We start from the raw sequence: 24,064 nt of genomic DNA, 5'->3' as shown, positions 1-24,064 counted from the left end.
CTCACGCGGGAGCTGCCGATCGTGTCGGGTATAGTCGGTGTGTAGCATCGATCGTTCGGTTTTCAGTCCTGTCAGTCGACGGGTCGAATCGGATCAGTAGCGTTGCGAAACGAGGTCCAATTCGAGGGCCTCTCGTTCGTTCCGTTTCGCTGTGCAACGGGTTGACCGGCCGTTGGACGGTTCCCGTAGTACAGCCGACGGTTACTCTGCGTAGTACAGCTTGCCGTCGCTTCCTCGCTCGTAGCCACCGGCCTCGAGTTCCTCTTCGGCAGCCTCGAGGTCTTCGGTGTACTGCTCTACGTCGGGGTTGTGCCAGTTTTCGACTGCCTCGGAGATCGGTGAGTGGGTCACCGTTCCCATCCCGCCACGGATGTCCTCGACGAAGGTCTCTTTGGGGACACAGTAGGACATCGCTCGTCGGAGGTGTGGATCGTCCATGTGATCCCGGCGCATGTTGTACGCCAGTTTCACGTGGCCGACGTCTTGGAAGGTGGCCAGACCCAGGTCCGGGTCGTCAGCGATCCGTTCGGCCTGCGTCGGCGTCGGCTCGTTACCGAACATGTCGATCTCGTGAGCCTCGATCTGATCGACCAACGTGCCAGCGTCGCCGGGAATGCGGATGAGTCTGCTGACGTTCGGCGGCTGGAAGTGGTCGTCGAACCTGCCCAGTTGCAGCTCGACCTCGCGCTCCCAGTCTTCGAACTCGAACGGGCCGCTCCCGATGTAGTCGTCGTCTCCCTGTTCCGTGGGGTCGTGGATCTCGGACCAGATGTGTTCGGGGAAGACGTAGATCTGAGCCAGCGCGTTACTGATGAACGTCGCGTCGGGTTCCTCGAGGTGGAACGTGATCTCGTTTCCGCTGGTCTCTATCTCTTCGATCCCATCGAGGTACGCTTGGTACGTCGGGGAGTGCTCGTAAAAGAGATCGAACGAGAACGCGACATCGTCGACTGTCACGTCTTCGCCGTCGTGGAACGTGTGGCCCTCGCGGATCTCGACAGTGAACATAGTCCCGTCGTCGGAGATCTCCGGTTCGTCGACCGCCAGCCACGGAACCGGATCGCCGTCCTCACCGAAGCGATAGAGCTGGTCGTAGATGAGCCGGATAAACTGTCGGTCCGGCGTGGCCATATCCTGCATCGGGTTCAGCGAGATGATGTCGGCTCCGTAGCCGAACGACACCTCATTGACGCCGTCGGCCGGCTCCAGTTCCATGAAGTTCCAGAAGCCGTTGAGTCCCTCGCCCAACGTCGGGTTCACGCTGTCGAGTCGCTCGGCGTTGTATGGGTGGTCTCCACCCTCGTTTGCGATGTAACAGCGCGGCTGATCTTCCGAGAGCATCGCCTGTGCCTCGAAGACGAGTTCGCGTCGAGCATCCTCGTCGACCTCTCGAGCCTGCGCTTCCGCGAGTTCGTCGTAGTCGGGATTCTCGTAACCTGGCGTGTTCCGTCCCCCTTCTTCAGTGTAATCCGAGTGGTGCATGTCCGTCAGGAAGATGTGCGGATCGATCCGCTCTGGCGTTCCACCCCACCCGAGAAGCGAGACGTCGAAGTCCTGTTCGACGACGGTCTGCTGGACGGCCGGATCGAACTCACGTTCCTGGCGGTCGACTTCGAAGCCGACTGCCTCGAAGTTATCCGCGATGAGATTGCCGAGTTCGTTTCGGTCCGGACTCGCTCCAGCAGTCTGGAAGACGAACTGGATCTCCGGTACGGGCTCTCCGAGGTCTTCGTCTGCCCCGTCGTCAACCCCAACACACCCTGCGAGGGCGGCCGTCCCAACAGCACCTGCTGCCCCAACCGATCGGAGGAATGATCGGCGCGAATTCGTGCGCATGAGTATCAGAATTTCAGTGGGTCGTAATAGTCCTTCCGATCAGAGCGTGATAAATCGCGTACTGTTGTCCATATCCGTGATCGTATTTGTACTGATTGGCTGTATTTCAAATCGATTTGAACTCGAGCAAGGTTGCTCTTCTGGCAGTCGAGGCCGCCGGACGGAACGGAGACTACAGGTAGCCAAACAGGGTCCCGACCAGCACCACCACCCACAGTCCAACGCCAGCGACCAGCATGTCGTTGAGCCTCGAGTTGCGGGTCGCTCGCCGGGCTGCACCGCCAGCGATGAGCCCCAGGGCGACGACGACGAGCGCACGCTGGACGACGACGTCGACCGGGAGGACGTCGACGCCTAGCAGGCTGTAATCGAGCCAGATCGCGACAGCGAGCGAGGTAGACGCAGCGACAGCAGCGTCGATGCGGCTCTCGAGGCCGTTGGCGATGGCGTAGGTCGCGACGGGTACTCCCACGGCGATGACGGGGTAGAGCAGGCCAGCGATCATGTGGACAGTCAGCATATCGACCGTGCGATCCAGCGCGATACCGGCGATGCGGACGCCGAGGATGATCGCGAGGATCGTTCCCGCGAGGATCAGGTGGCGCGCCTCGAGTCGGTCGGCAACGGCCGCAAGTCGGGCGCGCTCTCCCTCGTTGAGTCGGTCGTCGACCTCTCCGCTGGCGCGCTCGAGGAGGCCTGCACTCTCGGCGTGGATCTCGCGGTCGCGCCGCGCCGCAAGTCCCAGAGCGAGAGGTGCAAGCGCCATTGCGGTGAGATCGACCTTGGTCGCCCACCCGTCGGCATCGGAGGGGCCGCTGTTGTCGAGGTAGAGCCGCTGGACGTCCTCCTGGACGTCGACACCGGGAATCGCCATCAGGTCGCGCTCGAGACGCAGTTGGGCTCCTTCGACGCCGTCGACGCGGTGACGGAGGGTGAGCCAGTCGAAGTGCTCGGAGTGGGTCTGCATCACGACCCACTCGTCGTCGGGGTTCGGGCTCTCGTAGGCGCGGATATGGTACCGGTAGCCGTAGTACTCGCCATCTTCGAGTTGGAGTGTTTCGGTCGTCCAGATGCCATCCTCGTCCGGGCCGGGGTCGAGGTAAGCGTATCGCGTCGCACCGTCGGCTTCAGACCACGGAATGTCGGTCGGCGAGATCGGTCTGACGTCTTCGACGGTCGTGTTGGAAACGTTGTCCAGATCAGCGTCGGGATCCATCCTCGAGTCCGTCTCGTTGTCGCCGAACTCGAGGAGTTCCTCGGCTTCGAAGTGATCGTGATCGGCTTCCTCCCAGTCACCGTCGCCGTGTTCGGCCAGCAGCGTCAGCACCTGGTTGGCGTCGCCCCGCACGACGACGTTCAGCGGACTCCGGTTTTCGTGGGCCTGGCGTGCGTTGAGGTAGGGCCAGAAGCCGCTGTCGCTGTCCTCGAGCGAGATGATAGCGGGCTCGGGGCCGTCGTCTGCTTCGGGTGTGAGTTCGTCCGTCGACGGCGAGAACAACAGCGATGGGCCCCCGATGAGGACGAACGCGATGGCGATCAGTGTGACCGCGATCACGATTGAGCGGCGCATTCTTCAGCGGGTAGCCAGAGCAGACATATCAACCTATCCACTCGGTTCGCCGTCGGCACTCGTCGGATCCGACACCCGCGGCAGTTCGGTGGCCGTGTCCAGGCCAGTCTCAGACGTCCGGTCCGACCGTCGTTACGGGTATCGGCGCGGTTCGGACCACGCGCTGGGAGACGCTCCCGACGACGTTGCTCTCGTACTCGTCACCGCTGGTCCCCATGACGATGAGGTCGACGTCGTTCTCGGTTGCGTAGTCGACGATACACTCCGCCGGGTGGCCGGTTTCGATCGCCGTCTCCACCTCGAGCCCCGCCTCGGAGGCGCGCGTTGCGGCCGCGTCGGTCGCTTCACGCGCGGTAACCTTGAGGTCCGACCGAACCTGTTCGACGCGAGCGTCGTCGAGAACGAGGAACGCGCGGTCGTCGACAACGGAAAGTACGTGAAGCGTCGCCGATCGCGTGTTCGCGGCCTCGAAGGCATGTTCGGCGACCGTCGCCGCGTGGTCGCTCCCGTCGGTGGGAAAGAGGATCGTCTCGTACATCTAGTCGGACCACTGGCGTGGAAGGAAAAAGAACTTCCTTCTCGTCCGCGCCGTGTGTGCCACCGCCACTGTCAGGTTCCTGGCCCGTTACGGACTGGTCGGCTTCCAGGCGAGTTCGATCTCGATCTCTTCTCGGTTCCCGCGCAGGAGCGTCGACCGTTCGATCACGTCGACGGAGAGTTCGACCGTTTCCGGGGGAGTGAGCTCGACCGTCTTGTTCCCCACCTCGATACGAACCGTCTCGCCGTCTGCAAACGCCGTCGAGAGGTGTTCGAAATATGCCGCCAGTTCCTCACGGGTGAGCGTCTCGTCTACGGTGGTCCGGTCTGCCATACGACGCCCTGGCGGTCCGGTCCTGAAAAGTATGCGCCGCGAACGACCGCACCTACAGACCGCAAACACGTACTTACTCGAGAACGGACGGCTGCTCGAGCCGGTAGTCGATGACTCGAGCGATGCGAGATCCAACACCGTCCGTTTCAGCCCGTGGCCGTCGAGGCGAGCCGGAGACGGTCAGAACAGGTTCGCCTGCTGGTAGACGGAGATCCCCTCGTCCGTGATTTCGTAGGGCTTTTTCTCCCGGGAGTGGTTCGCGTCTCGGATCTTCTGGATCTCGATCGCGAGTCGCGTCTCGCGGAAGTCGTCGGGGCGGACGTACTGTAACACGAAGACGGCGTCGGTCAGGTACTCGACGATACCGTGGCGGGAGGCATAGGGCGTCCGTTCGGAGGCCTCGCTCGTCAACAGCGCCGTCACGCCGGCGTCTTTCAGACTCTCGGTAAAATCGTAGACCTCGTTTCGCCGCGTCGCCCGCTCGTCGTACATCATCTCGAGCAGCGATACCGAGTCGAGGACGAGTCGCGACGCGCCAAAACCCTCGACGAGCGTCGGCAGTTCGGACCGAATCGACGCCAGACTGTTTGCCATCTCCACGGGATCGAGGTCGACGATGGCCAGCCGTCCCTCCTCGAGGTACTCGTCGAATGGGAACCCCTTCTCGGTCGCGCTGTTCACCACTCGCTGGTGGCTCTCCTCGAGCGTGATGTACACGCCGCGTTCGCCCTGTGCGAGCCCGTGGTTGAGAAACTGCAGTCCGAACGTCGTCTTCCCGGTCCCGGCGCCGCCGATGGCGGTCATCAGCGAGCGTTCCGGCACGCCGCCCTGAATCATCCGGTCTAACCCTTCGATCCCGAGTTCGAACCTGGGGAGATCGGAATCGATCTCGTCGTCGAAATCAGCCTCGTCGGAACTGACGAAACTGACCCCCGAGGAGCCGCCGGGGACTCCACTCTCGCCCCCCTCGTCGACGGGAATATCGGGGGCGTTCTCGAGTGCGGACCCGAAGTCCTCGTTGAACAGCGAGCCGCCGTCGTCGTCGTTGTCGTTGGACGCGTCTCCGAACGCATCGGTTTCCGGATCGGCCAACGCGTCGAAATCTCTCTCGGTAAAGCCATCGAAATCCCCCTCGTCGAACTCGAGGGAGTCGTCGCCGTCGGTCGGCTCCTCGGTCTGAGGGGTACCGGCATCTCCTGACTCTGGACCGTCTTCAGTCGTTTCCGATTCGTCTTGCGTCAGTGCTCGTTCGAACCAGTCTTCATCGTCTTCAGACATCTCGGTCACCTCCGTCCGCATCGAGGACTGGCACACAGCCAACGCTCACTGGCCGTCCTGGCGAAACTGGCCGCCCGGCACTGCTCGAGTGCACATGTTCCATATCGGAGCGTCTGACGGGGGTGGTGAACCCGCTCACATATTCCGAGTAATCCCAGCGAGATGAATGTTGGTGTCGGTTCCATGCGACGAAGGACCTCCGCTCGAAGCTGTGGCTTTTTGCTCCCAGAACGGGTATGCGCCGACGATGGAGGCCGCCGTCGGAGTCGTTGCCCAGCGTAAAAACGACCGTGCACAGGCGCTCGCCGAGACACTCCTCGCGGTGCTCGATCGTGAGTACGGCGAGCGCCCGGTCGTCGACGAGGAAACAGGGGACGCGATCGACGCCACGAGCGTGCCAGTCAGCGCGATGGCGGCGTGTGAACTGGTCGTCAGCATCGGTGGTGATGGCACGTTGCTGTTCGTTGCCCGCGAGGTCGGCGACACCCCGGTCCTCGGGGTCAACCTCGGTGAGGTCGGGTATCTCAACGCCGTCGATCCGTCGGACGCCCTGGAAGTCGTGTGCAGCCTCGTCGGCCGCCTGCAGGCGAGTACGCTCGACGGCCACGAACTCGCCCGGCTCGTGGCGACCGGAGCCGACGACGAGTGGACGCTCGAGCCGGCGCTCAACGAGGTGGTCGTCCACGGTCCTCGACGGGGCCACGGTGGTGGCGCGACGATAGCGGTTCTCGTCGACGGCCGGCGGTACCACGAGAGTCACGCTGACGGCGTGCTCGTGGCAACGCCAACGGGATCGACCGCGTACAACCTGAGCGAGGACGGCCCCCTGATTAACCCGACGACCGACGCGCTGGTGATCAGCGGGATGGCCACCGCGGAGCCGATGGCGCCGCTGGTCGTCGACCCGGCGGTGGAGATCGAACTCTCGATCTCGGACGCCGATGCTGGCTACGTGATCGCCGACGGTCGCAACCGTCGGCCGCTCGAGCCGCCGGCGACGGTGTCGGTCTCGGTCGCCGACGCCCCCGTCCGGCTGGTCGGCCCGCGGCCCCACTTCTTCGAGGCGCTCGGCAAACTCGAGTGAGGGGCTACTGGCTGGGGCTCGAGGGACGCTTCTCGGTTCCGGGCGATCCGGTCGGCTGAGACTGTGCTGTGGGTGACGTGGCCGCGACGTGTCGGGACGAAAAGCCAGCAGCGCTATCCGCTTTGGCGATCGACTTCCCCGTCTCAACCGTCGGATTCGGGAGGGGAGTCGTCAGCGTCGGCCGCCGGAGTTCGGGTCGACTCCGGCAGGTTCGGATCGCGATACGGATTGCGACCGTAGGCCGGAAAGCCGTCCTCGAGCTGGGACTTCAGCACGCGCCGGAGGCGGTTCAGACTCGTCGTATCGAGACCGTGGGTGGCTGCGAGCCGTTTGAACGTCGGCTCCTCGGTGATGTCGTGGGCGCGATACTGCGTGAATAGCTCCTCCATGCGGTCGGCGGACAGCGCCTGGACGTCGACGTCGTCGAGGCCGAAGTACCGCTGGCGGTCGACGTCGACGACGTGGCGGATGACCACCAGTGCGACCGTCGGAATCGCCCGCTGGCTGCCGAACTCGGTGAGATCGATCTCGTCCATCACGCCCAACGCGAGGTCGCGTTGCCACGGCGTCACCTCGAGGGCGTTACACAGCGCCTGCGTCGTTCGCAACCGATCGAGGTGGTGGGCGCGCTCGCTGTAGCCAGGTGTCGCCGCGTGTTGCTCGTCGTGGAGGCGACGAACGCTCTCCGAGAGGTCCGCATCAGGCGATTCTGCGCGGCCGATGACGGTCGCACTCGGCGTGACGACACCCCACTGGCGGATCGTCGAGTCACGTCTGACCTCCACACGCGAGAGCGAGCCCGAGCCTGGACGCGTCTCGAGTCTGCGTTCGGGGTCGCGGTCGGGCGTGACGCCGCCGTCCGGGACGAGTGGGGGGTCGCGACCGGCGGGGTCGACACCGTCGTCTCTCATCTCGTCTGGGGCTCGGACAGGGAGACGGAAAAAGCCTCGCTCGTTTCGACAAACCTGTCACTACACCCTCACGTACGCCTTTCGAACGGGGTTCAATACCGGGGTCGAACAGCATCGCTATCGTGTGTCGTCACTCACGGCTGTCGACAGGATGCCTCCGCGAAAAGCCCTTCGTAGCTCTACCTCGTGACCAGAAGCACTTAAACGAACGACGGCGAGCGGCGGTCGGACCCGAATCGAAGCCCTGTGTCAGCGACTCGCATCGATCATCGCGTCGACGGCATCGTTCAGTCGCGTTCGGTCGGGTCCATCGCGGGCGTGAACTGCGGGGTCGATCAGTCGTGGCGGATGTGCGAATTCGCGACCGACGCGGTCACCGATCACGGCGTTGCCGTCGCCTCGGCGCTTTCGCTCGAGCAGTCTGTGGCCGCATTCGAGCCGGTCGGCGTCGAACACCGCGGGCGCTTGCTCCTCGAGGAACGACTCGAACTCGAGGGCAGGCAGGTCGTGGTCACCGCGCTCGCCGGTTCGTTTGAGGTATCGGGCGGACGCTGCCGCCCGGAAGACGGTGAGGTTACCTTTCACCGTCTGTCTGGTCGCCGTCTCGGTAAACCGCTCGTCGTCGGCGGCGATGGTCGTCGTCCCGTCGTCAGTCTCGACGAGGTAGCCCTTCGCGAGTCGATCCCGGATCGGAAACACCTCGTCGTCGGGCCCAACCAGATGGTCGGAGAGATACGTCCGGTAGGTGTTCGACGCGATGGCGCGCCAGTCGTGATAGAGGTCCATCGGATCGAACGTTCGCTCGAGCTCGGCGGCGAGCGGGTCGGGATCGTACGTCGTCCGGTACCGGATTGGACTCCGCAGGAGGTCGATCGCGCCCTGGTTCGACGCCGCGAGCAGTTTGGCGAACGTGGTGACGTTCCAGCCCTGAAACTCGAGGTCGATCGGGTGGCCGTCGACGGTGGCCGTGGCGTATTCGACGACGCTCTCGCGAGTACCGTCGAGATGGGCGTAGCGCCGACAGTCGGCCTCGACGAAGACAAAGCCGACGTCGTAGTCGCTGTCCGGGCTGGCAGCGCCCCAGGCGTGGCTCCCTCGGGCGACCGCCAGCACGGCCCGAACGTCGAACTCGGACTCGAGTTCAGAGAGTGCTCTCTCGACGGCGTCGTAGACGGTGGATGAAACGGCAGACATCGTCACTGGTGACGCGATACAGCACAAAACGCGAGGGCCTCACTCCCCGTCATAGCTTTACTTTGTGACCAGAGGTACTTAAACGGCGGTCGGATCGTGTCCTCGGGAAGACGGAGCCCAGCGGCTCCGCTAGGGCCCGTGTCGTGCCGTCTGGGGCACTGTCCTGTGTGGTTCCGGCTGGGGTAACGTCCTGTGTGGTTCCGGTTGAGAGCAATTCACCGCTCGAGGGCACCGAGCTAGGCTTCGTCGCCGTCGACGTACACCAGGGGCCGTGAGCGTCGAAGCACTGCGGGTCCATCACCTGACCGCACTCACACCACTGCTGGTGGCTCTCTGGGATCGAACGCAGACAGGGCGGACAGTTCCTCTTCATGGAGTTTTGTTACACGTTCGTCCCGGAAACGAACGCACACAACTCGAGGCCACTCTCACAGTCAGTGCGCTTTCGACTGCGAGGCGGGATACTCGTGGCCGACGACGAGTGCGACGACGTTGACCGCTATCAGGCCGAGAAACACGGAGAGGCCGAACGCGGAGTCGATTCCAGCGAGAAAGACCGGGAGGTATGCGACCGGTAAGACGATTGCGACCCAAAAGCCCGCTGCAGTGACGACGTTCCCCAGCTGCATGGCACGCTTAGCGCATCGACTCGAGAGCGACGAACGAGTCGTCGTGAGCCGATATCCAGGCCGTCATGAGTTGTTCTTCGGACGCTTCACGGGGGAAGATCGCACACTCGTTCGGTGCGTCTTCGTTCTCGACGGTAACGTGATCGAGTTCGATGGGCAGTGCGTCCGGAACCGGGGGTGTGACGTCGGCGTTGGAGGTCATGGTGGTCGCTGGTCGTTCGACCTGGAGTATCCCGACTACCCCTATTGTTATCCCCTCGTTTCCGTACCGTTTCGGGCACGTCACCTGGAAGAATCAGACGTTTTCTGCAGGCGCAGGACTATTGGCGTCCGAAACTGATGTCGGCGTGTCTCATCGCGGGACGACTCCATCGGCGACCGGTATGGGACTGTTACGGTTACGCAAGCAACTGTTTCGGCCTCGTCAACGTGACCGAACCGGTCACTCGGTCGGTCGCGTTCCGAGGACGAGGGTTTCGACGACGATCTCGCCGTCACGCCAGAGCCGCACCTCGAGTTCGTTGCCGGGACTCGTCTCGAGAGCGAGGAACGTCGAAAGTGCGTGGCGGTCCGGGATCGGTTCGCCGTCCAATTCGACGATGACGTCGCCACCGACTGGGACCGGTTCGCCGCCCCGCTCGGTAGTGCTGGTCGCTTCCTCGAGGACGCCGTCGGCCGGGCCACCGTCGACGACGCCGACGACGGCGATACCGGCTGCCTCCTCGAGGTCGTTCTCCTCGGCGATGAACCGGTCGACCGACGCGAGTTGAATGCCCAGATACGAGTGCTCGAACTCCCCGTCTTCGAGGAGGGCAGGGACGACGCGGTTGGCCAGCGCTGCCGAGATGGCAAAGCCGATGTTCTCGCCGCCGCCGGCATGGACGACGCCGATGACGTTCCCATCGAGGTCGACGAGTGGGCCGCCACTGTTTCCGGGGTTGACGGCGGCGTCGGTCTGGATGACGTTCGGGAACGAAAAGTCCTGTCCAGGTGCCTCGATCGTCCGGTCGACGCCGCTGACGACGCCCTGGGACATCGATCCCTCGAGGCCGAAGGGGTTGCCGACGGCGAGAACCTGTTGGCCAACGACGGGACGGTCCTGTGCCAGCGGCAGTGGCGTTGCCTCCTCGGGGATGTGTTCGACCTCGAGGACGGCCAGATCGCTGAGCCGGTCGGTGCCGACGATACGTGTGCTCGTCCAGTCACCGGTGATGTACTGCAGGTCGACCTCTTCGCCACCTGCGACGACGTGTTCGTTCGTGACGACGTGGTTTTCGTCGTAGACGAACCCCGATCCCTGTCCCTGGCCCTCCTGGTCGGTGAGGGGGTCGTCGACGCCGAAGACGCGAACCTGCGTGACTGATTCGATGACAGCGTCGTAGACGTCGGTAAACGTCGAGCCGTCGGCGAGGTCGTCCCGGTCGATGCTGTGTGCGGACCCACCTTCTACTCCGCCGTCGCGTCGCGGTTCCGTACACCCGGCCAGCGAGAGCCCGCCACTCACGCCGACGAGCGAAAGGAACTGGCGCCGGTCCGGTCGAAAATCGTTCATATCTGACGGATAGAACTCCACCTATTTGAACGCCCGGGGAGGCTGCTGTCGGTGATCTCTGATTCCGAACGACGAACTGTCGTCGAGATGAACGGTTCGGCGCCGCCCCTCCCCGACGGTTCGACGACTAGCGAGAACGTCAGGTTTTTCCGCGTCCCCGACGCACAACGGCTATGGTCGCACAGACGATGGATCGAGTTCCGCATCGCCAGTAGTTACTTCTTCGACGCGCGAGGTGTGTTCTGATGCTCCCGCCCAGCGCTGTCACCAGTGCTGACCTCGACGCGGTCGCCCTGAAACCAGCCGAGTGTGACGTCTCGAGGGGTCAGTCGATCCCGGTCGAGACGATCGCCATCGACTACGAGGGCCCCGAGCACCTCCCCGATACCGAGACGCTCGAGACCCTCGCAGCTGACACCGAGGTGCTCGTGACGACGCCCGTCCGAGCCGACGGCTTCGACCCGCTCGGCGACGACTCGCTGCTCGAGGTGCTTCCCGAATCGGTCGGTCGCGTTCTCGTCGCGGGGCACCCGGCGTATCTCACGGACGAGGAACGACGCCGCGCCGTCGCCCCGCGACTCGGGGCCGCCCTCGAGACCGATCCCGACGCCTGGGTGGGGACCGAAAGCGTCGAGCGAATCGCCATGGCTACGGGCGCGACCCAGTACGACCTGCTCTCGCGGTCGACCGAGCGGGAACTCACCGCACTCCGGCAGGCAGGGTTCGACGGCGAGGTCGCCGTCTACGCCCCGACAGTTCTTACGGACGACGAGGATGCTATCCTCGACGCCGTCGGCGACTACGTCTCCCGTCGGCGTCCCGTCGCGACGGCGTTACCCGACGACGCGACGACCGACTCGAGCGCGACGGGCCGTGCCCGCGAGGTGTTGCTCGCGGCGGCCGACGACTACGCGCTCGTGGGCGCTGAAATCGACGTTGCGGCACGGACGGCGGCGCTCCGGGAGGCCGGCGCGACGACCGTCGTCGGCTACCCAGCCCGCGGCCTCGAGGCGTTTCTCGAGTAACCGGGTCGCCGACGCCTCGCCGAGTTACCCCTGTCTTCGGATCGATCCCCCGTGAAATAAGTCGCTCCACACCCCAGGTTCTCCCATGAGTCTGCTCGCCGAAGAGACGACGACCACGGCCGCCGACGCGCTCGAGGCGGCCGACGTCGCGGTGTTTCCCGTCGGGAGCACCGAACAGCACGGTCCCGCACTCGCCCTCGGGATGGATCACTTAGCCGCCGAGGCGTTCGCACGGACGGCAACCGACCGCCAAGAGTGTATCGTCCTCCCGACGCTTCCCGTCGGCGTCAGTGCCCATCACCGCCAGTTCGATGGCACGCTGTCCGTCGAACCCGAGACGTTCGAGCGGTACGTCACCGAGACGCTCTCGAGTCTGGCCGACCACGGCGTCCGGAAAGCCGTCGTCGTCAACGGCCACGGCGGGAACACCGACGCACTGACGCGGGCAGCCCGCAGGCTCCGGGACGACCGGATCGCGTTTGCGCCGCCCTGGAACTGGTGGGACGGCGTCGACGACCTCGCTGCCGACCTCTTCGACGAGGCCGGCGGTCACGCGGACGCGATGGAGTCGAGCCTGCTGTGGCACCTCCACGACGAACTGGTCGACCCCGACGCCCTCGAGGCCGCGGAAGCCGGTGCGAGCGACGCCTGGGGCGAGTCCGTCCACGGCGCGTCCGTCGGGTTCGATACGATCGACTTCTCCGATAGCGGGGCGGTCGGCCGACCCACCCAGGCCGATCCGGAGAAAGGCAAACAGCTCTTCGAAGCCGGCAGCGAGCGACTCGCTGCGTTGCTCGAGTGGCTCGCCGACCGCCCGCTCGAAGACTGCTGGGCGGCCCCCCACCGATGACAGGGGACCGAGACGTCGCCGACCTCGCTGTCGGCGCGGACGCGTTCACCGAACGGGGTGCTGGCCTCGAGGTCGCCGTCGTCGGTGCCGGGGCCCTCGGGGCAACCGTCGCCTACGACCTCGCCCGCGAGGGTGCGGACGTAACGCTGTACGACCGGGAGACGGTCGCTGCGGGCTCGAGCGGGCGGGCGGCGGGCGTCTGTTATGACGCGTTTGCCGACCCGCTCGACGCCGAGGTCGGCAGCGAGGCGATCGAACGGTTTCGCGCGCTTTCGGGTGACGAAACGTTCCCGTTCGTCGAGTGTCCGTACGTCTGGCTCGCCCGTGAGGGAGATGCAGAGCGGGCGAACGCCGTCCGCGAGCAGGTCGAGCGTATGCAAGCCGAAGGGGTCGTCGCGATCGAACTCGACGCCGACGCACTAGGTGAGCGGTTCCCCTCGTTGCGGACCGACGACGTCGCCGTCGCGGCTGTCGCCGGTGCCGCCGGATACACCGACCCCGCGCAGTATACGGCCTGTCTCGCCGCCGCGGCGACCGGAGCGGGGGCGACCCTCGAGACCGAGACGCCCGTCTCGATCCGAACCGACCCGCCGCGGGTCGTCCTCGAGAACGGCGCGGCTCGCGAGGTCGACGCCGTCGTCGTGGCCGCTGGCGCACACACCAGACAACTGCTCGCCGATGTCGGCGTCGAAATCGCAATGAAGCCGTATCGCGTACAGGCGCTCGTCGCGAGCGGCGAGTTCGCCGAGCCGATGTGTTACGACGCGACCGGAGACTTCTACCTCCGACCACACCCCGACGGAATACTCGCCGGCAACGGCACCGAACTCCGGGAGGCCAACCCGGACGCATACGACCGCGAGGCGAACCCCGGATTCGCCGACGACCTTCGGGGCCGGGTCCGCCATCGCGCCCCTGGACTCGAGTGTTCGATCGACCGCGCCTGGGCCGGCCTCTGTACGGCGACGCCGGATCGCGATCCGCTCGTCGGACGCCTGCAAGCGGGCCTTTACGTCGCGACTGGCTTCCACGGCCACGGCTTCATGCGCGCGCCGGCGATCGGGAATCGGCTCGCGGACCAGGTGCTCGGCGGCGACGGTATCGACGCCTTCGACCCGACGCGATTCGACGGCGACGAAGCGTTCGCCATCGTCGAGGGGATGACGCTCGAGGAATCGGACTGAGACACCGACGGCGACGAATCGGGGTAAAAGGGGATCGGCGGCGGGTCGAAGACCGTCAGTCGTCGACGGCGACTTCGCCGGGGTTCGAACCCGACGTCGCTTCGGTGTCTGGTGATTCGCGATCGTTACCGTCGTCACTCGGTCCGTTCTTCTCGCCGGCGTGCTCGAGGTCGACCTCGCCGTCGTCGATCGCGGTTTCTTTCGGGATCTCGATGCGCAACGTTCCCGTCTCCGAGAGTCGGGCAGTTCCTGCATCGGGATCGACGGCTGCGTCCGCCGGCAGTTCGGCCTCGCCGTCGAGGGTCATCCCTCGACCGGGAAATCGCATCTCGAAGCGATCCCGGAACTGACGGAATCGGTCGAGTCTGATCTTGACGCGGCCCTCGAGGTATCTGACCTGGACGTCGTCGGGTTCCGTACCGGGTGCGTCGAAGACGACGAGATAGGAGCTGTCGTCTTCGAGTACGTCGACGGGCAGCGACCGGGTGTTCTGGATGTGGCCGTTCGCCCGGCCGAGCTGACGATAGAGTGCGTTTCCGACCGACTGTTTGAGGTCTTTGAGACTCACTCCGTTTCACCTCCGGCGGCGCAGGCGGCGCTCGCCGGGAACTGGAGGGGGACCAGGCTGTACGCGCGAGACATATACTCACAGGCTACGAGAGCCACGACTTTAGTGGTTGTGCTCCATCGCAGCGACTCCGGCGCGTGGGTCTCGAGGAGGCGACCGTTCTGACGGCCGAGTCGGCCGACGGTGGCCTGGCGTTGCCCGTCTGACCTGGCAGGACGTATCATACTCCGCTACAGGTCGACCGGCTCGAGACAGTCAGTCCCTCCACAGACTGGACACGAGAGTGCGGTGACGTCGAAGCCGTCGGGGACGTCGTACGTGTAGTGGGTCTCGAACAGGTCCAGAAAGCAGTCCTCGTCGGTACAGACGACCTCTTCCGTCGGTGGCATGGTTCGAGTAATGCTCGCTCGATACATCAACCCTCGGACGCCGCTCTCGTCCGCGTCGACGCGGACCGGCGTCACTGCGGGGTCTCGAGGCCGTCGGGTCTGGCGTTTTCGGTCGTCGTCGACGGGGCGTCGTCCGTCGCGTCCTCGAACGCACCGATGTTGTTGAAGACGAACCCGCCGAAGCCGAGAAAGAGGATCACGTCGACGTACGACGCGACGAGTTGTCCGACGAACGTATCCAGCAGTGCGAGGTTCTGCTCGGAGGTGACGCTCAAGATCATGAGGACGAGCCACGCGAGCAACAGCAGGTGTTTGAGCTTTCCGTACAGTAGCATCCGGTCTCCGCTCTCGTTCGAGGCCGCTCGCTGGATCGGCCCGAGCAACAAGTACGTAACCGCCGCGAGTCCGCCGATGGTCACGGCCGTGAGTGCGAGCTCGAGGATACCCGAGACGAGCCACCCGGCGAACGATCCCCACAGCGTGATGCAGATGGCGACGAACAGAGCGATGGTATTTGCCCTCCCACAACCGGAAACCACACCGGTGAGAAGGACAATCCCTCCCCAGGCGACGGTGTAGCCGATGAATCTGGCCACAGATTGATCCTGGCCGGTCGTCTCGACGAGCAACAGGTCCCCGGCCATTGCCATGTACGCGAGCGCCATACTCGCCACCGCGACGACCGTCACGACGCCGTACCGACGCGTCGTGTCGGGTATCCGGCGCGTGAGTGTGGCGAACACGAGGGTTGCGACCCCGAGTGTCGCACCCGAAACGAGGTAGATCGTGCTGATGTCGAACACGGATTTACACCTCGAGTGGCGGCTCGATTTCCCCGTCTGTGAGTGCCCCCCACCCCGGCGTTCGTGTGTTTTGACTCCCCCGTTCGTCCGTCAGCGTCGATCCTCGTGAGCTTCGGTGCATACGCTTCGTCCCTGTTTGTGATGTACAATCAATTATAATATGATTTACTGTTGCTTGAGGTGTTTGCCGGAGGTGAGCAGGCGAAAGCCAGTCGATGTGACGGTTTCCCGACCGGCGCTGGCCGATCCTCGACGAACGTTGGCGACGACCGCTAGGGGCCAGTTGACGCTCGAGTCGGTCGCCCTCGTGTAGTCACCGTTTTACCGCTCGAGGCGCTATCCGGGCCCATGACTGACCCCGAGACCCTGTCGGTGACGATCGTCGACGGCTACGTCGACGAGCCAGCACACTTCGGGGTGCCACCGTACGTCTCGACGTATCCGCGGTACACGGCGGGAGCGCTCGTCGACGCGGGCGTTCCGCGCGAGCGAATCACCTATCACACGATCGACGGTCTGCGCGACGAACCCGACCGCTGGCGCGACGTCGACGAGGCCGACCTGCTGGTCTATCTCGGCGGAATGACCGTCCCCGGCAAGTACGTCGGCGGGACGCCCGCAGAACCCGACGAGGTCAGGGAACTGGCCTGGACCGCAAGCGGGACCTCCCTGATGGGCGGGCCCGTGAAGTTCGGCGTCGGCGACGCCAACGAGGGGGCCACCGAAACCGAACGCCAGGACCTCGATTTCGATTTCGTCGCGAAAGGCGACGCCGAGGCCGCCGTCTTCGACCTCGTCGAGAGCGGCCTCGAGGGATTCAACAACCGCATGCGCGACGTCGAGGAGGTCACTCGGTGGGCGCGCGAGGGGGCGTTCGTCGTCGAGCAACACCCCAATCACCCCGACTACCTGATCGCCGAACTCGAGACTTCACGGGGCTGTGCCTACCGCTGTTCGTTCTGTACCGAACCGCTGTACGGCAACCCCTCGTTTCGACCGCCCGAGACCGTCGTCGCCGAAGTCGACGCCCTCTCGGACTACGGCGTCAAACACTTTCGACTCGGCAGACAGGCCGACATCCTGGCTTACGGCGGCGACGGCGAAGCACCGAACCCAGACGCACTCCGGGAGCTGTACAGTGGGATTCGAGCTGTCGCCCCCGACCTCGAGACGCTCCACCTCGACAACGTCAACCCGATCACCGTCGTCGAGTGGCCCGAGCAGAGTCGCGAGGGACTCCGGATCATCGCCGAGCACAACACGCCCGGCGATACGGCCGCCTTCGGCCTCGAGTCGGCAGATCCCGTCGTCCAGGAGCAAAACGACCTGAACGTCACCGCCGACGAGTGTTTCGAAGCCGTACGGATCGTCAACGAGGCAGCCGGCTGGCGACCCGGAGATGAGCCGCGAACGGGCCCCTCGTTCGGTGACGACGCGCCACGTCGATTACCCAAACTCTTGCCCGGAATCAACCTCCTCCACGGCCTCAAAGGCGAACGCGAGGAGACCTACGAGCGCAACCTCGAGTTCCTCCGACGCGTCTACGACGAGGGCTACATGCTCCGTCGGGTGAACATTCGCCAGGTGATGGCCTTCGCCGGAACGAAGATGAACGAGACGGGCGCTGAAATCGCACGAGAGCACAAGAAACTGTTCAAACAGTACAAACGCCAGGTTCGCGAGGAGATCGACAACCCGATGCTCGAGCGGGTTTCGCCGCCGGGAACCGTTTTGCCGGACGTCCACCTCGAGTATCACCAGGACGGGACGACCTTCGGCCGCCAGCTCGGAACGTACCCGCTGCTCGTGGGTATCCCTGGCGAGCGCGAACTCGGGCGGACGATCGACGTCGCCGTCGTCGACCACGGCTTCCGGTCGGTCACCGGCGTCCCGTATCCGCTCGATCTCAACGCGGCGTCGATGGACGAACTCACGGCGATCCCCGGTGTCGGCGACCGTACTGCAGGCGACATCGTCGTCAATCGGCCACACGAGTCGCTGTCGGCGGCCAACCTCGAGACCGAGATCGACCTCTCGAGATTCGTGACGACAGAGCGAACCGGCCGCGCCGACTGATTGACTCGCTTCGGATACCGTTTCCCCGCCCAAACGTCCGACTGCAGGGACGGTTCCGGCCAACCGGCCGTCGCTGGAGAAGCTACCTTGCTGGTCGGTAGTTCTATTATGCATGGTGCAAGAGAACATATCGAGGGTCTACCTGTGGAAATATCTGAAAAACTCCTGTGTCTGTTCAGTACAGAGGTTTCAACCGAGGAAGACCGATACGTCATCGAGGTACCACGTCAGGAGGTCGAGACCGGCGACGTCGATCCCGGTGAGGTTTACCGAGTCGCGCTCATCTCTCGAGCGGAAGCGGCCGAGACCGACGAACCGTCGGCTCGCTCCAAGAGCGCACCGTCTGAGCCCCAGCCGCCGGTCGACGTCGGCGAAACACGCTACGTCGAGATCGAGGACATCGGCAAGCAGGGTGACGGCATTGCACGCGTCGAGCGTGGCTACGTCATCATCGTCCCCGGGGCCGACGTCGGCGAACGCGTCAAGATCGAAGTCTCCGAGGTCAAATCGAACTTCGCTGTCGGCGAGATCATCGAAGACACGTTTTAGAAACCGCCGCTGACGGCTGGACCGGCTTTTCCGGCCGCAGGGCGGCCTCGTCGCTACGGCACTTGGCGGCCCTGTAGCTCGTCGTCCCGATCTGTTGACGAGCGCGTCGCGTCGACGTATCAGGTTCCCAGCGTTTGCTCGAGCGGCGGTGCACGCATCCGCGAGACGAGGCTATCGGGAAACTGCCTGGAAACCAGGGTGTGAACGAACACGAGCACGCCGAGGACGCTGCCGAGCAGCGACGTAATCACCGGCCCGAAGAAGACGCCGCCGACGGGGGCAGCGAGAGCGGAGAGAGTGACGACGGCGAAAACGAGCACGGACGCCCCGAGCCAGCCGACGAGCAGGGACGACGCGATCCGGGTCACTGCCGTATCGCCCGGCTGGTGCCACCCGTCGATACCGACGAGCCCGGCTCCGAGCCGAATCAGGTGCCCAACGGCGTCGATCACCACCGAGAGCCCGAGCAGGCCGGGAGCGATGACCGCCCCGCCGATCCACACCACGTCAGGAACGTCCACCGGATCGAGCACCACTGATGGCCCGAATACCATCGTCACCGCAGTGAGACACGTCACGATCGCACACGCCATCTCGAGCGTGCGCCGATCGACCGAGTGCACAGGTTGGAGGGAACCCATACGACTCGTTCGTATTGGGATTCCAATAGGTATTCCGGCGTTCGCAGCGAACCGGAACCGTCGCGCGGACCGTCAGTTCGGAATCGTCGCCTGAAACGTCTCCGGGTCGTCGTGAAAGCAGTCGCCGACGACGATGGCATCCGCACCAGCCTCGAGAATCTCGGTCGCCTTCTCGGCGCTGTCGATGCCGCCGCCGTAGAACAGCTTCGTCTCCTCGAGGTAGCGGGCGGCTGCGTCGACGTCTTCGGGGCCGCCGTAGGTGCCTGAGTACTCGACGTAGAAGATCGGGAAGCCGTAGAACGTCTCGGTCGCGAGCGCGGCGCCGGCGACCTGCTCGGGCGTGTAGGTCGTGTCGACGCCTGCACGGTCGGCGGCCGCCGACTCGAGGTGCTGGACGACGTAGCCCTCACCGACCAGGTTCGCGGCGAGTTCTGCGACCACGTCTCGGCCTTTCGACTCGACGAACCGGCCGACGAGCGGGAGGGTCGCGCCCAGCAACTCCGCTGGCTGTTCGCCGATTTCGGTGAACAGATCGACGTGCTTGCCGACGAAGTGGTCGCGGTCGCCGTTGTAGACGGCCGGCACGGCGACGGCGTCGGCGCGTTCGACGGTCGCGCTCGAGACGTGGGCGGCACTGTAGGGTTCTTGAAACACCAGTTTGTCGGGGTGTGCCGCCTGGAGGAGGTTGATCGTCTCGAGCGTGTTCGCTTCGGTGACGTCGTCGGAGCCGCCGACGAGCACGAGGTCGGTTCCGGAAAGCACCTCGAGATCGGTCGGTAACGGCTTCGCCGGGTCGACTTTCGTCACGTGTGTCACTTCGTCCCAGTCGATCTGCATGGCACCCTCTTCGAAGAGCGAGATCAATTTCCTGTCGATGTAGCGGTCGGTGGCGGACCCGACTCACTCGTCGTCGATCGGCGTTCCGTCCACGTGTTTCGCGCCCTCGGAGTCGTGGACGACGACCTCGCCGGGGCCGGGGGCGACGGGGTCGTAGGTGTCACGAACTGCGATGGCTTCCTCGAGTTCGCGGATCGCGCGTTCTTTCAGCGCGCGGGCGAGAGCGTCGGCGTCCGTCCGCGAGATGTCTCGCCCGAGTCCCTCACACTCGTGGGCGCGGACGACGCCCGCATCCTCATCGAGGTCGTCGGCTCCCCCTCGGGTTGGGAGCGAGACGCTGTCGACGGGCTGGCCCATCGGCTGGCTGGTGCCCGCAAACGCCAGACTGAATGGATAGGTCCGACAGATCAGCGGTCGGTCCTCGTGGGCGACGCACGCGCCGACGCCGTCGTCGTCCTCGGCGTAGAAGACGCAATCGCCACAGCCATCGGTCTGAAGTGCCCACTCGAACGTCTCGCCCTCGAGGCCGTCGTCACCCTCCGCGAGGCCGTAGGGCATCGGACGGGCAACGTCACGCCAGTCGCGTTCCGACCGTAGTGGCGCGGTGGACTCGAGCGTCGCGGCTCCTTCGGCCGCCTGCAAGTCGCGGACCTCGTCGGGAAAGACCGTCGCGGTGTGGTCCTCGTCGCCGTCGGCGGTGCAACAGGCACCACAGCGAGTACACTCGAAGCCGATCGACTCGATCGCGTCGGCGATGTCGTCGACTGCGAGCGTCCGGGCCTCTTCGAGTTCAGCCTCGAGTGATTGCACACCGGGACCTCGGTATGAGCGTGCAAAAGTCAGTCGGTGTGGGTGCCGTGACGGACGGGGTGTCCGGTCGACGGACGTGGTGCATGCCGGTCGTCGAGGGGAGCCTGCAGTTAATCGTCGTCGCTCGAGACGCCGTCGTCTTCCTGGCTCTCGGCGTCGTCCGGGACTTCCGCGTCTTCTCGTCCATCAGCATCGGGTTCCCGAGCAGTAGCGTTCGCCGTGGGGAACTCATAGGTCGCGATCTCGGTCGTCTCACAGACTGGACAGCGCGCGACCGGCTCGTCGAACTTCGAGCCACAGTGTCGACACTCGTGAAGCACTGTAGCGTCCGGCTTTTGCGCCGGGTCCCGGCGCAGGAACCCGGAGAGGAGTCGTTCGACCGGCATATTAGGTAGTGGACGACGGTCGGGGCCGTCCCTCGGGATCCTGGAATCCCTCCAGTGCCGATTCGCCAGCCCCGTCCGGGGAGAACACGGTGACGACGTCGTGTGGGCGTATCTCGGTATCGCCGTGTGGTGTGAGCATCGCGTCGTCCCGTTCGATCGCGATTACGAGGGTGTTCCCGTTGAGGACTCCGCTCTCGGCGGCGTCCTCGAGCGTCCGGCCGGCGATCGGGGCGGCTTCGTGGACGGTCACCTCGATGACCTCTGCGCCGCCGGTGAGGCTGATATAGTCGGCCAGGGGCTCGAGGCGGCGTTGATCTGCGGGACCGTACGGTGTGTACGGGTAGTGATGCTCGTTTTGCAGGAGCACCTCGTCTTCGATTTCGACGTCGACGTTCTCGAGTTCGCGGCCGATGCGTCGGAGATCGCTCGTGTTGGTGCCGACTGCGAGGACGTGGAGGTTCATCCGCCCGCCCATCAGTTCGCGGACGTTGACCACGCCGGGGATCGTTCCGATTCGACGGGCGGCACTCTCGACGTCGCCGAACGGAGCGTGACACAGAAAGAGGTTCATAAGCGAGCCGTCGGCGCCTTCGAAGTCGACGGTGGCGTGATAGCCCTCGATGATCCCGTGCTCTTCGAGCTGGGCGATCCGGTTACGGATCGTCGCGCCCGAGACGCTCACCTCTTCGGCGATTGCCGGCGCGGAGGTATTTCGGGCATCAGCCATCAGGGCGTAGACGATCCGCCGGTCGATCTCGTCGAGGCGGTAGCCGCCATCGTTCCCGCGTCCCATAGTTTCCTCTGCGATATCGTAGCTGATATAGCTACTGCTCTTGTGCATCCGAAATTGAACGCAGAGAAAGTATCGGATCAGGAGTCGGCCCGTGACCCTGCTCAGGCAGACCGTGCGTGAACGCCGTCCCACTCGAGTCGTTCTTCGACGGCGAGTTTCTCGAGATGGGCGACGGCCGTCGCCCGCGCGAGATCCTCGAGCCCGGTCAGGTCTTTCTCGTAGGCGCTCGTGAGGACCTCCTCGAGCGTCCGTGCACCGTCGTCGACCGCCGCGAGTATCCGGCGTTCTCGACGGTATCGGTGGGCCAGGAGCCGCTCGAGCGTCGCTGCTGGATCGTCGATCGGCGGTCCGTGACCGGGACACAGTTCGGGCGGATCGATCGCCCAGAGTCGGCGAAGCGTCGTCAGATACGCACGCATATCCCCCTCGGGGGCACCGACGACGACGCTTCCGTCCCGGACGGCACAGTCGCCACAGCAGACCGGTCCGTCGCGACCGGCCTCGAGTGCAACGTGATCGGGCGCGTGTCCGGGGGCGTCCAGAATCCGAACGCGGTCGTCGCCGACGGGGATCGTCGTCCCTGATACGAACGTTCGATCGGGCGTCAGACCCGTCGCCTCACGAAAGCGTTCGACCCGGCCGTACCGGGCCCAGACCGTCGCGCCGGTTTGGGTTGCGTACGCGTCGACGGCACCGACGTGGTCTCGATGTGCGTGCGTGACGAGAACGTGTTGGACGGTCCGATCCTCGACTGCGGCGTCGAGTTCGTCGGTCCGTGCGGGCGGATCGACGAGTATCGCCGGACCGTCGCCGAGCAGGTACGCGTTCGTGGTCCCGGTCGGGACGCGACTGTCGACCGGAACTGGGTGCCGACTGACGTCCATACGACGACGTGTGATCGAACTCAGAAGTGCGTATCGGAGACGGCTGCACACCAGAAGACGGTCGACGCCGTGATGCCGTGGCGACGCTCGTGGCGCAAAGTAGAGATCCTGCTCGCCTGCGGCGAGTCAGTGTTTGAGGAAGTAGACCTGTTTTCGCGCGTCGCGGAAACTGTAGCGCGAGCCGACGAGACCAACGTCGTCGAGGCGGTTCAATGCGTAGCGGACAGTCCGGTCTGGCAGGAGCGATTCGTCGGCGAGTTGGCCCTGAGAGAGCGGAGATTCGGTCTCGAGGACTTTCGCGACGAGTTTGGCGCTCGGCGGCAGCTCACGGAGACGGTCGCGGTATTCTTCTTCCGTGAGGGGTTCCTCGACGGCGGCGGATGGGTCCTCGGCTGGGCTCGTACTCATACTCATGTGGGCGAAATCGTCGATGGTAAAGCTTCCCTATATGTGGATACGAACAATCTTGTTTATATAAGGTGTATGGGTGGAGTATTAACACAACGCGTACACCGACTCCACGAGCGTACCCGCTCGACCGTTCAAACCGACGCCGGATGGAGTGCGCTCGCGAGCGGAGTCCAGTATCGTTTTATCCCCTCAGACCTGTAGTTGCGCCCAGTGTGAAAGGACAGGAATGGTACCAGGCTGACGACGTCGCCGAGGAGTACGACGACAAACGGTTCTCCAAGGGCGGCAAGCTCATCGATCGCCGAGAGAAGTCGGCGGTCCTCGAGGCGATCATGCCGGTCGAGGACCGGCGAATACTCGAGATCGCCTGTGGGACGGGGCGCTTCACGGTGATGCTCGCCGAACAGGGCGCCGACGTCGTCGGACTGGACATTTCGGCTGCGATGTTACAGCAGGGACGAACGAAGGCACAGCAGGCGCACCTCGACGGAACGCTCGAGTTCTTACGCGGTGATGCGGGACGGCTCCCGTTCCCGGACGATCACTTCGATACCGTCATCGCCATGCGATTTTTCCACCTGGCGGACGACCCAGAGGCGTTCTTGCGGGAGATGCGCCGCGTCTCGAGCGAACAGATCGTCTTCGATACGTTCAATCGCTTTAGCGCCCGCAGCGTCTACAACTGGGCACTGCCGATGGGATCGCGCCTCTACTCGAAAAGCGAGGTCAGCGAACTGCTCGCGAAGACGAACCTGACGCTGGTCGACGCCAAGGACGACTTTCTCGTTCCGTATGGGCTGTATCGATCGATTCCGAACGGGCTCGCAACCCCGATTCGAACGCTCGATACGGCGATCGGTGGCCGCCCTGTCACCGATCACTTCGCGTCTGTCTCTTACTGGAACACGCGGCTGCGCTGACCACGCGACGCCG

27 protein-coding genes are annotated in these 24,064 nt (G+C 64.6%); 7 read left to right on the top strand and 20 right to left on the bottom strand.

The window, feature by feature from the left end:
• Positions 1 to 201 precede the first annotated feature (201 nt).
• The 5 genes from AArc1_RS15125 to AArc1_RS15105 all read right to left on the bottom strand — a co-directional run bounded on the left by AArc1_RS15125 (position 202) and on the right by AArc1_RS15105 (position 5,555).
• Positions 202 to 1,836 carry an ABC transporter substrate-binding protein gene (locus tag AArc1_RS15125; RefSeq protein ID WP_117365152.1) on the bottom strand — a complete coding sequence of 545 codons (1,635 nt, stop codon included), beginning with the start codon at positions 1,834 to 1,836 and terminating at the stop codon, positions 202 to 204.
• Between the two features lie 172 nt (positions 1,837 to 2,008).
• Positions 2,009 to 3,406 carry a hypothetical protein gene (locus AArc1_RS15120; protein WP_117365151.1) on the bottom strand — a complete coding sequence of 466 codons (1,398 nt, stop codon included), beginning with the start codon at positions 3,404 to 3,406 and terminating at the stop codon, positions 2,009 to 2,011.
• A gap of 109 nt (positions 3,407 to 3,515) precedes the next feature.
• Entirely contained in the window at positions 3,516 to 3,944 is a 429-nt protein-coding gene (locus AArc1_RS15115; protein ID WP_117365150.1) for a universal stress protein, read from the bottom strand.
• An 87-nt stretch (positions 3,945 to 4,031) separates the two neighbouring features.
• Positions 4,032 to 4,277 carry an amphi-Trp domain-containing protein gene (locus tag AArc1_RS15110; RefSeq protein ID WP_117365149.1) on the bottom strand — a complete coding sequence of 82 codons (246 nt, stop codon included), beginning with the start codon at positions 4,275 to 4,277 and terminating at the stop codon, positions 4,032 to 4,034.
• 180 nt (positions 4,278 to 4,457) lie between these two features.
• Positions 4,458 to 5,555: a KaiC domain-containing protein gene (locus AArc1_RS15105; protein ID WP_117365925.1), complete on the bottom strand. Its 1,098-nt coding sequence runs from the start codon at positions 5,553 to 5,555 to the stop codon at positions 4,458 to 4,460.
• A 247-nt stretch (positions 5,556 to 5,802) separates the two neighbouring features.
• Between AArc1_RS15105 and AArc1_RS15100 the strand changes: the two genes are divergently transcribed.
• Entirely contained in the window at positions 5,803 to 6,639 is an 837-nt protein-coding gene (locus AArc1_RS15100) for an NAD(+)/NADH kinase (RefSeq protein ID WP_117365148.1), read from the top strand.
• A 143-nt stretch (positions 6,640 to 6,782) separates the two neighbouring features.
• On the opposite strand, the gene AArc1_RS15095 is transcribed toward AArc1_RS15100, so the two are convergent.
• The 5 genes from AArc1_RS15095 to AArc1_RS15075 form a co-directional block, all read right to left on the bottom strand.
• Positions 6,783 to 7,550 carry a DNA-directed RNA polymerase subunit epsilon gene (locus tag AArc1_RS15095; protein ID WP_117365147.1) on the bottom strand — a complete coding sequence of 256 codons (768 nt, stop codon included), beginning with the start codon at positions 7,548 to 7,550 and terminating at the stop codon, positions 6,783 to 6,785.
• A gap of 249 nt (positions 7,551 to 7,799) precedes the next feature.
• Complete coding sequence (locus tag AArc1_RS15090) at positions 7,800 to 8,744, bottom strand: nucleotidyltransferase domain-containing protein (protein WP_117365146.1); 945 nt, start codon at positions 8,742 to 8,744, stop codon at positions 7,800 to 7,802.
• A 434-nt stretch (positions 8,745 to 9,178) separates the two neighbouring features.
• Complete coding sequence (locus AArc1_RS15085; protein ID WP_117365145.1) at positions 9,179 to 9,373, bottom strand: hypothetical protein; 195 nt, start codon at positions 9,371 to 9,373, stop codon at positions 9,179 to 9,181.
• A gap of 7 nt (positions 9,374 to 9,380) precedes the next feature.
• Positions 9,381 to 9,575, bottom strand: a complete 195-nt coding sequence (locus AArc1_RS15080) for a DUF7511 domain-containing protein (protein WP_117365144.1) — start codon at positions 9,573 to 9,575, stop codon at positions 9,381 to 9,383.
• 240 nt (positions 9,576 to 9,815) lie between these two features.
• On the bottom strand, positions 9,816 to 10,925 hold the full coding sequence (locus tag AArc1_RS15075) for a S1C family serine protease (protein WP_117365143.1): 1,110 nt from the start codon (positions 10,923 to 10,925) through the stop codon (positions 9,816 to 9,818).
• A gap of 245 nt (positions 10,926 to 11,170) precedes the next feature.
• Between AArc1_RS15075 and AArc1_RS15065 the strand changes: the two genes are divergently transcribed.
• The 3 genes from AArc1_RS15065 to AArc1_RS15055 all read left to right on the top strand — a co-directional run bounded on the left by AArc1_RS15065 (position 11,171) and on the right by AArc1_RS15055 (position 13,984).
• Entirely contained in the window at positions 11,171 to 11,950 is a 780-nt protein-coding gene (locus AArc1_RS15065; RefSeq protein WP_117365141.1) for a DUF7388 family protein, read from the top strand.
• A gap of 85 nt (positions 11,951 to 12,035) precedes the next feature.
• Positions 12,036 to 12,800 (top strand): creatininase family protein, encoded by a 765-nt coding sequence (locus tag AArc1_RS15060; RefSeq protein ID WP_117365140.1) that lies wholly within the window; start codon positions 12,036 to 12,038, stop codon positions 12,798 to 12,800.
• A complete protein-coding gene (locus AArc1_RS15055) occupies positions 12,797 to 13,984 on the top strand; it encodes an NAD(P)/FAD-dependent oxidoreductase (RefSeq protein WP_117365139.1) in 1,188 nt (395 codons plus the stop codon). The genes AArc1_RS15060 and AArc1_RS15055 overlap by 4 nt, the downstream gene beginning before the upstream one ends.
• 55 nt (positions 13,985 to 14,039) lie before the next feature.
• Here AArc1_RS15055 and AArc1_RS15050 read toward each other — a convergent pair whose 3' ends face one another.
• The 3 genes from AArc1_RS15050 to AArc1_RS15035 all read right to left on the bottom strand — a co-directional run bounded on the left by AArc1_RS15050 (position 14,040) and on the right by AArc1_RS15035 (position 15,744).
• On the bottom strand, positions 14,040 to 14,552 hold the full coding sequence (locus AArc1_RS15050; protein WP_117365138.1) for an Hsp20/alpha crystallin family protein: 513 nt from the start codon (positions 14,550 to 14,552) through the stop codon (positions 14,040 to 14,042).
• Between the two features lie 230 nt (positions 14,553 to 14,782).
• Entirely contained in the window at positions 14,783 to 14,941 is a 159-nt protein-coding gene (locus tag AArc1_RS19145) for a DUF7559 family protein (protein WP_186336610.1), read from the bottom strand.
• A 71-nt stretch (positions 14,942 to 15,012) separates the two neighbouring features.
• Complete coding sequence (locus AArc1_RS15035; protein WP_117365135.1) at positions 15,013 to 15,744, bottom strand: bacteriorhodopsin; 732 nt, start codon at positions 15,742 to 15,744, stop codon at positions 15,013 to 15,015.
• A 348-nt stretch (positions 15,745 to 16,092) separates the two neighbouring features.
• On the opposite strand from AArc1_RS15035, the gene AArc1_RS15030 reads away from it, so the two are divergent.
• Both AArc1_RS15030 and AArc1_RS15025 read left to right on the top strand, forming a co-directional pair.
• Complete coding sequence (locus AArc1_RS15030) at positions 16,093 to 17,820, top strand: radical SAM protein (RefSeq protein WP_117365134.1); 1,728 nt, start codon at positions 16,093 to 16,095, stop codon at positions 17,818 to 17,820.
• Between the two features lie 144 nt (positions 17,821 to 17,964).
• Positions 17,965 to 18,369, top strand: a complete 405-nt coding sequence (locus AArc1_RS15025; RefSeq protein WP_117365133.1) for a TRAM domain-containing protein — start codon at positions 17,965 to 17,967, stop codon at positions 18,367 to 18,369.
• A gap of 119 nt (positions 18,370 to 18,488) precedes the next feature.
• On the opposite strand, the gene AArc1_RS15020 is transcribed toward AArc1_RS15025, so the two are convergent.
• The 7 genes from AArc1_RS15020 to AArc1_RS14990 all read right to left on the bottom strand — a co-directional run bounded on the left by AArc1_RS15020 (position 18,489) and on the right by AArc1_RS14990 (position 23,128).
• Positions 18,489 to 19,010 carry a hypothetical protein gene (locus AArc1_RS15020; protein WP_133412363.1) on the bottom strand — a complete coding sequence of 174 codons (522 nt, stop codon included), beginning with the start codon at positions 19,008 to 19,010 and terminating at the stop codon, positions 18,489 to 18,491.
• Positions 19,011 to 19,082: 72 nt separating this feature from the next.
• On the bottom strand, positions 19,083 to 19,847 hold the full coding sequence (locus tag AArc1_RS15015; protein ID WP_117365924.1) for a heptaprenylglyceryl phosphate synthase: 765 nt from the start codon (positions 19,845 to 19,847) through the stop codon (positions 19,083 to 19,085).
• A 63-nt stretch (positions 19,848 to 19,910) separates the two neighbouring features.
• On the bottom strand, positions 19,911 to 20,657 hold the full coding sequence (locus AArc1_RS15010) for a YkgJ family cysteine cluster protein (RefSeq protein ID WP_117365131.1): 747 nt from the start codon (positions 20,655 to 20,657) through the stop codon (positions 19,911 to 19,913).
• A 110-nt stretch (positions 20,658 to 20,767) separates the two neighbouring features.
• Positions 20,768 to 21,043 (bottom strand): hypothetical protein, encoded by a 276-nt coding sequence (locus AArc1_RS19140; protein WP_117365130.1) that lies wholly within the window; start codon positions 21,041 to 21,043, stop codon positions 20,768 to 20,770.
• Between the two features lies 1 nt (position 21,044).
• Positions 21,045 to 21,836: an Lrp/AsnC family transcriptional regulator gene (locus AArc1_RS15000; protein WP_117365129.1), complete on the bottom strand. Its 792-nt coding sequence runs from the start codon at positions 21,834 to 21,836 to the stop codon at positions 21,045 to 21,047.
• A 101-nt stretch (positions 21,837 to 21,937) separates the two neighbouring features.
• Positions 21,938 to 22,720: an MBL fold metallo-hydrolase gene (locus AArc1_RS14995; RefSeq protein ID WP_117365128.1), complete on the bottom strand. Its 783-nt coding sequence runs from the start codon at positions 22,718 to 22,720 to the stop codon at positions 21,938 to 21,940.
• Between the two features lie 126 nt (positions 22,721 to 22,846).
• Positions 22,847 to 23,128: a MarR family transcriptional regulator gene (locus AArc1_RS14990; protein ID WP_117365923.1), complete on the bottom strand. Its 282-nt coding sequence runs from the start codon at positions 23,126 to 23,128 to the stop codon at positions 22,847 to 22,849.
• Positions 23,129 to 23,343: 215 nt separating this feature from the next.
• Here AArc1_RS14990 and AArc1_RS14985 point away from each other — a divergent pair, with 215 nt between their 5' ends.
• Positions 23,344 to 24,051 carry a class I SAM-dependent methyltransferase gene (locus tag AArc1_RS14985; RefSeq protein ID WP_117365127.1) on the top strand — a complete coding sequence of 236 codons (708 nt, stop codon included), beginning with the start codon at positions 23,344 to 23,346 and terminating at the stop codon, positions 24,049 to 24,051.
• Positions 24,052 to 24,064 lie beyond the last annotated feature (13 nt).

It is taken from the genome of Natrarchaeobaculum sulfurireducens (assembly GCF_003430825.1).
Lineage (GTDB): Archaea > Halobacteriota > Halobacteria > Halobacteriales > Natrialbaceae > Natrarchaeobaculum > Natrarchaeobaculum sulfurireducens.
Note: the sequence above shows the minus strand (reverse complement) of the source record. Positions and strands in the feature narration are given on the sequence as shown.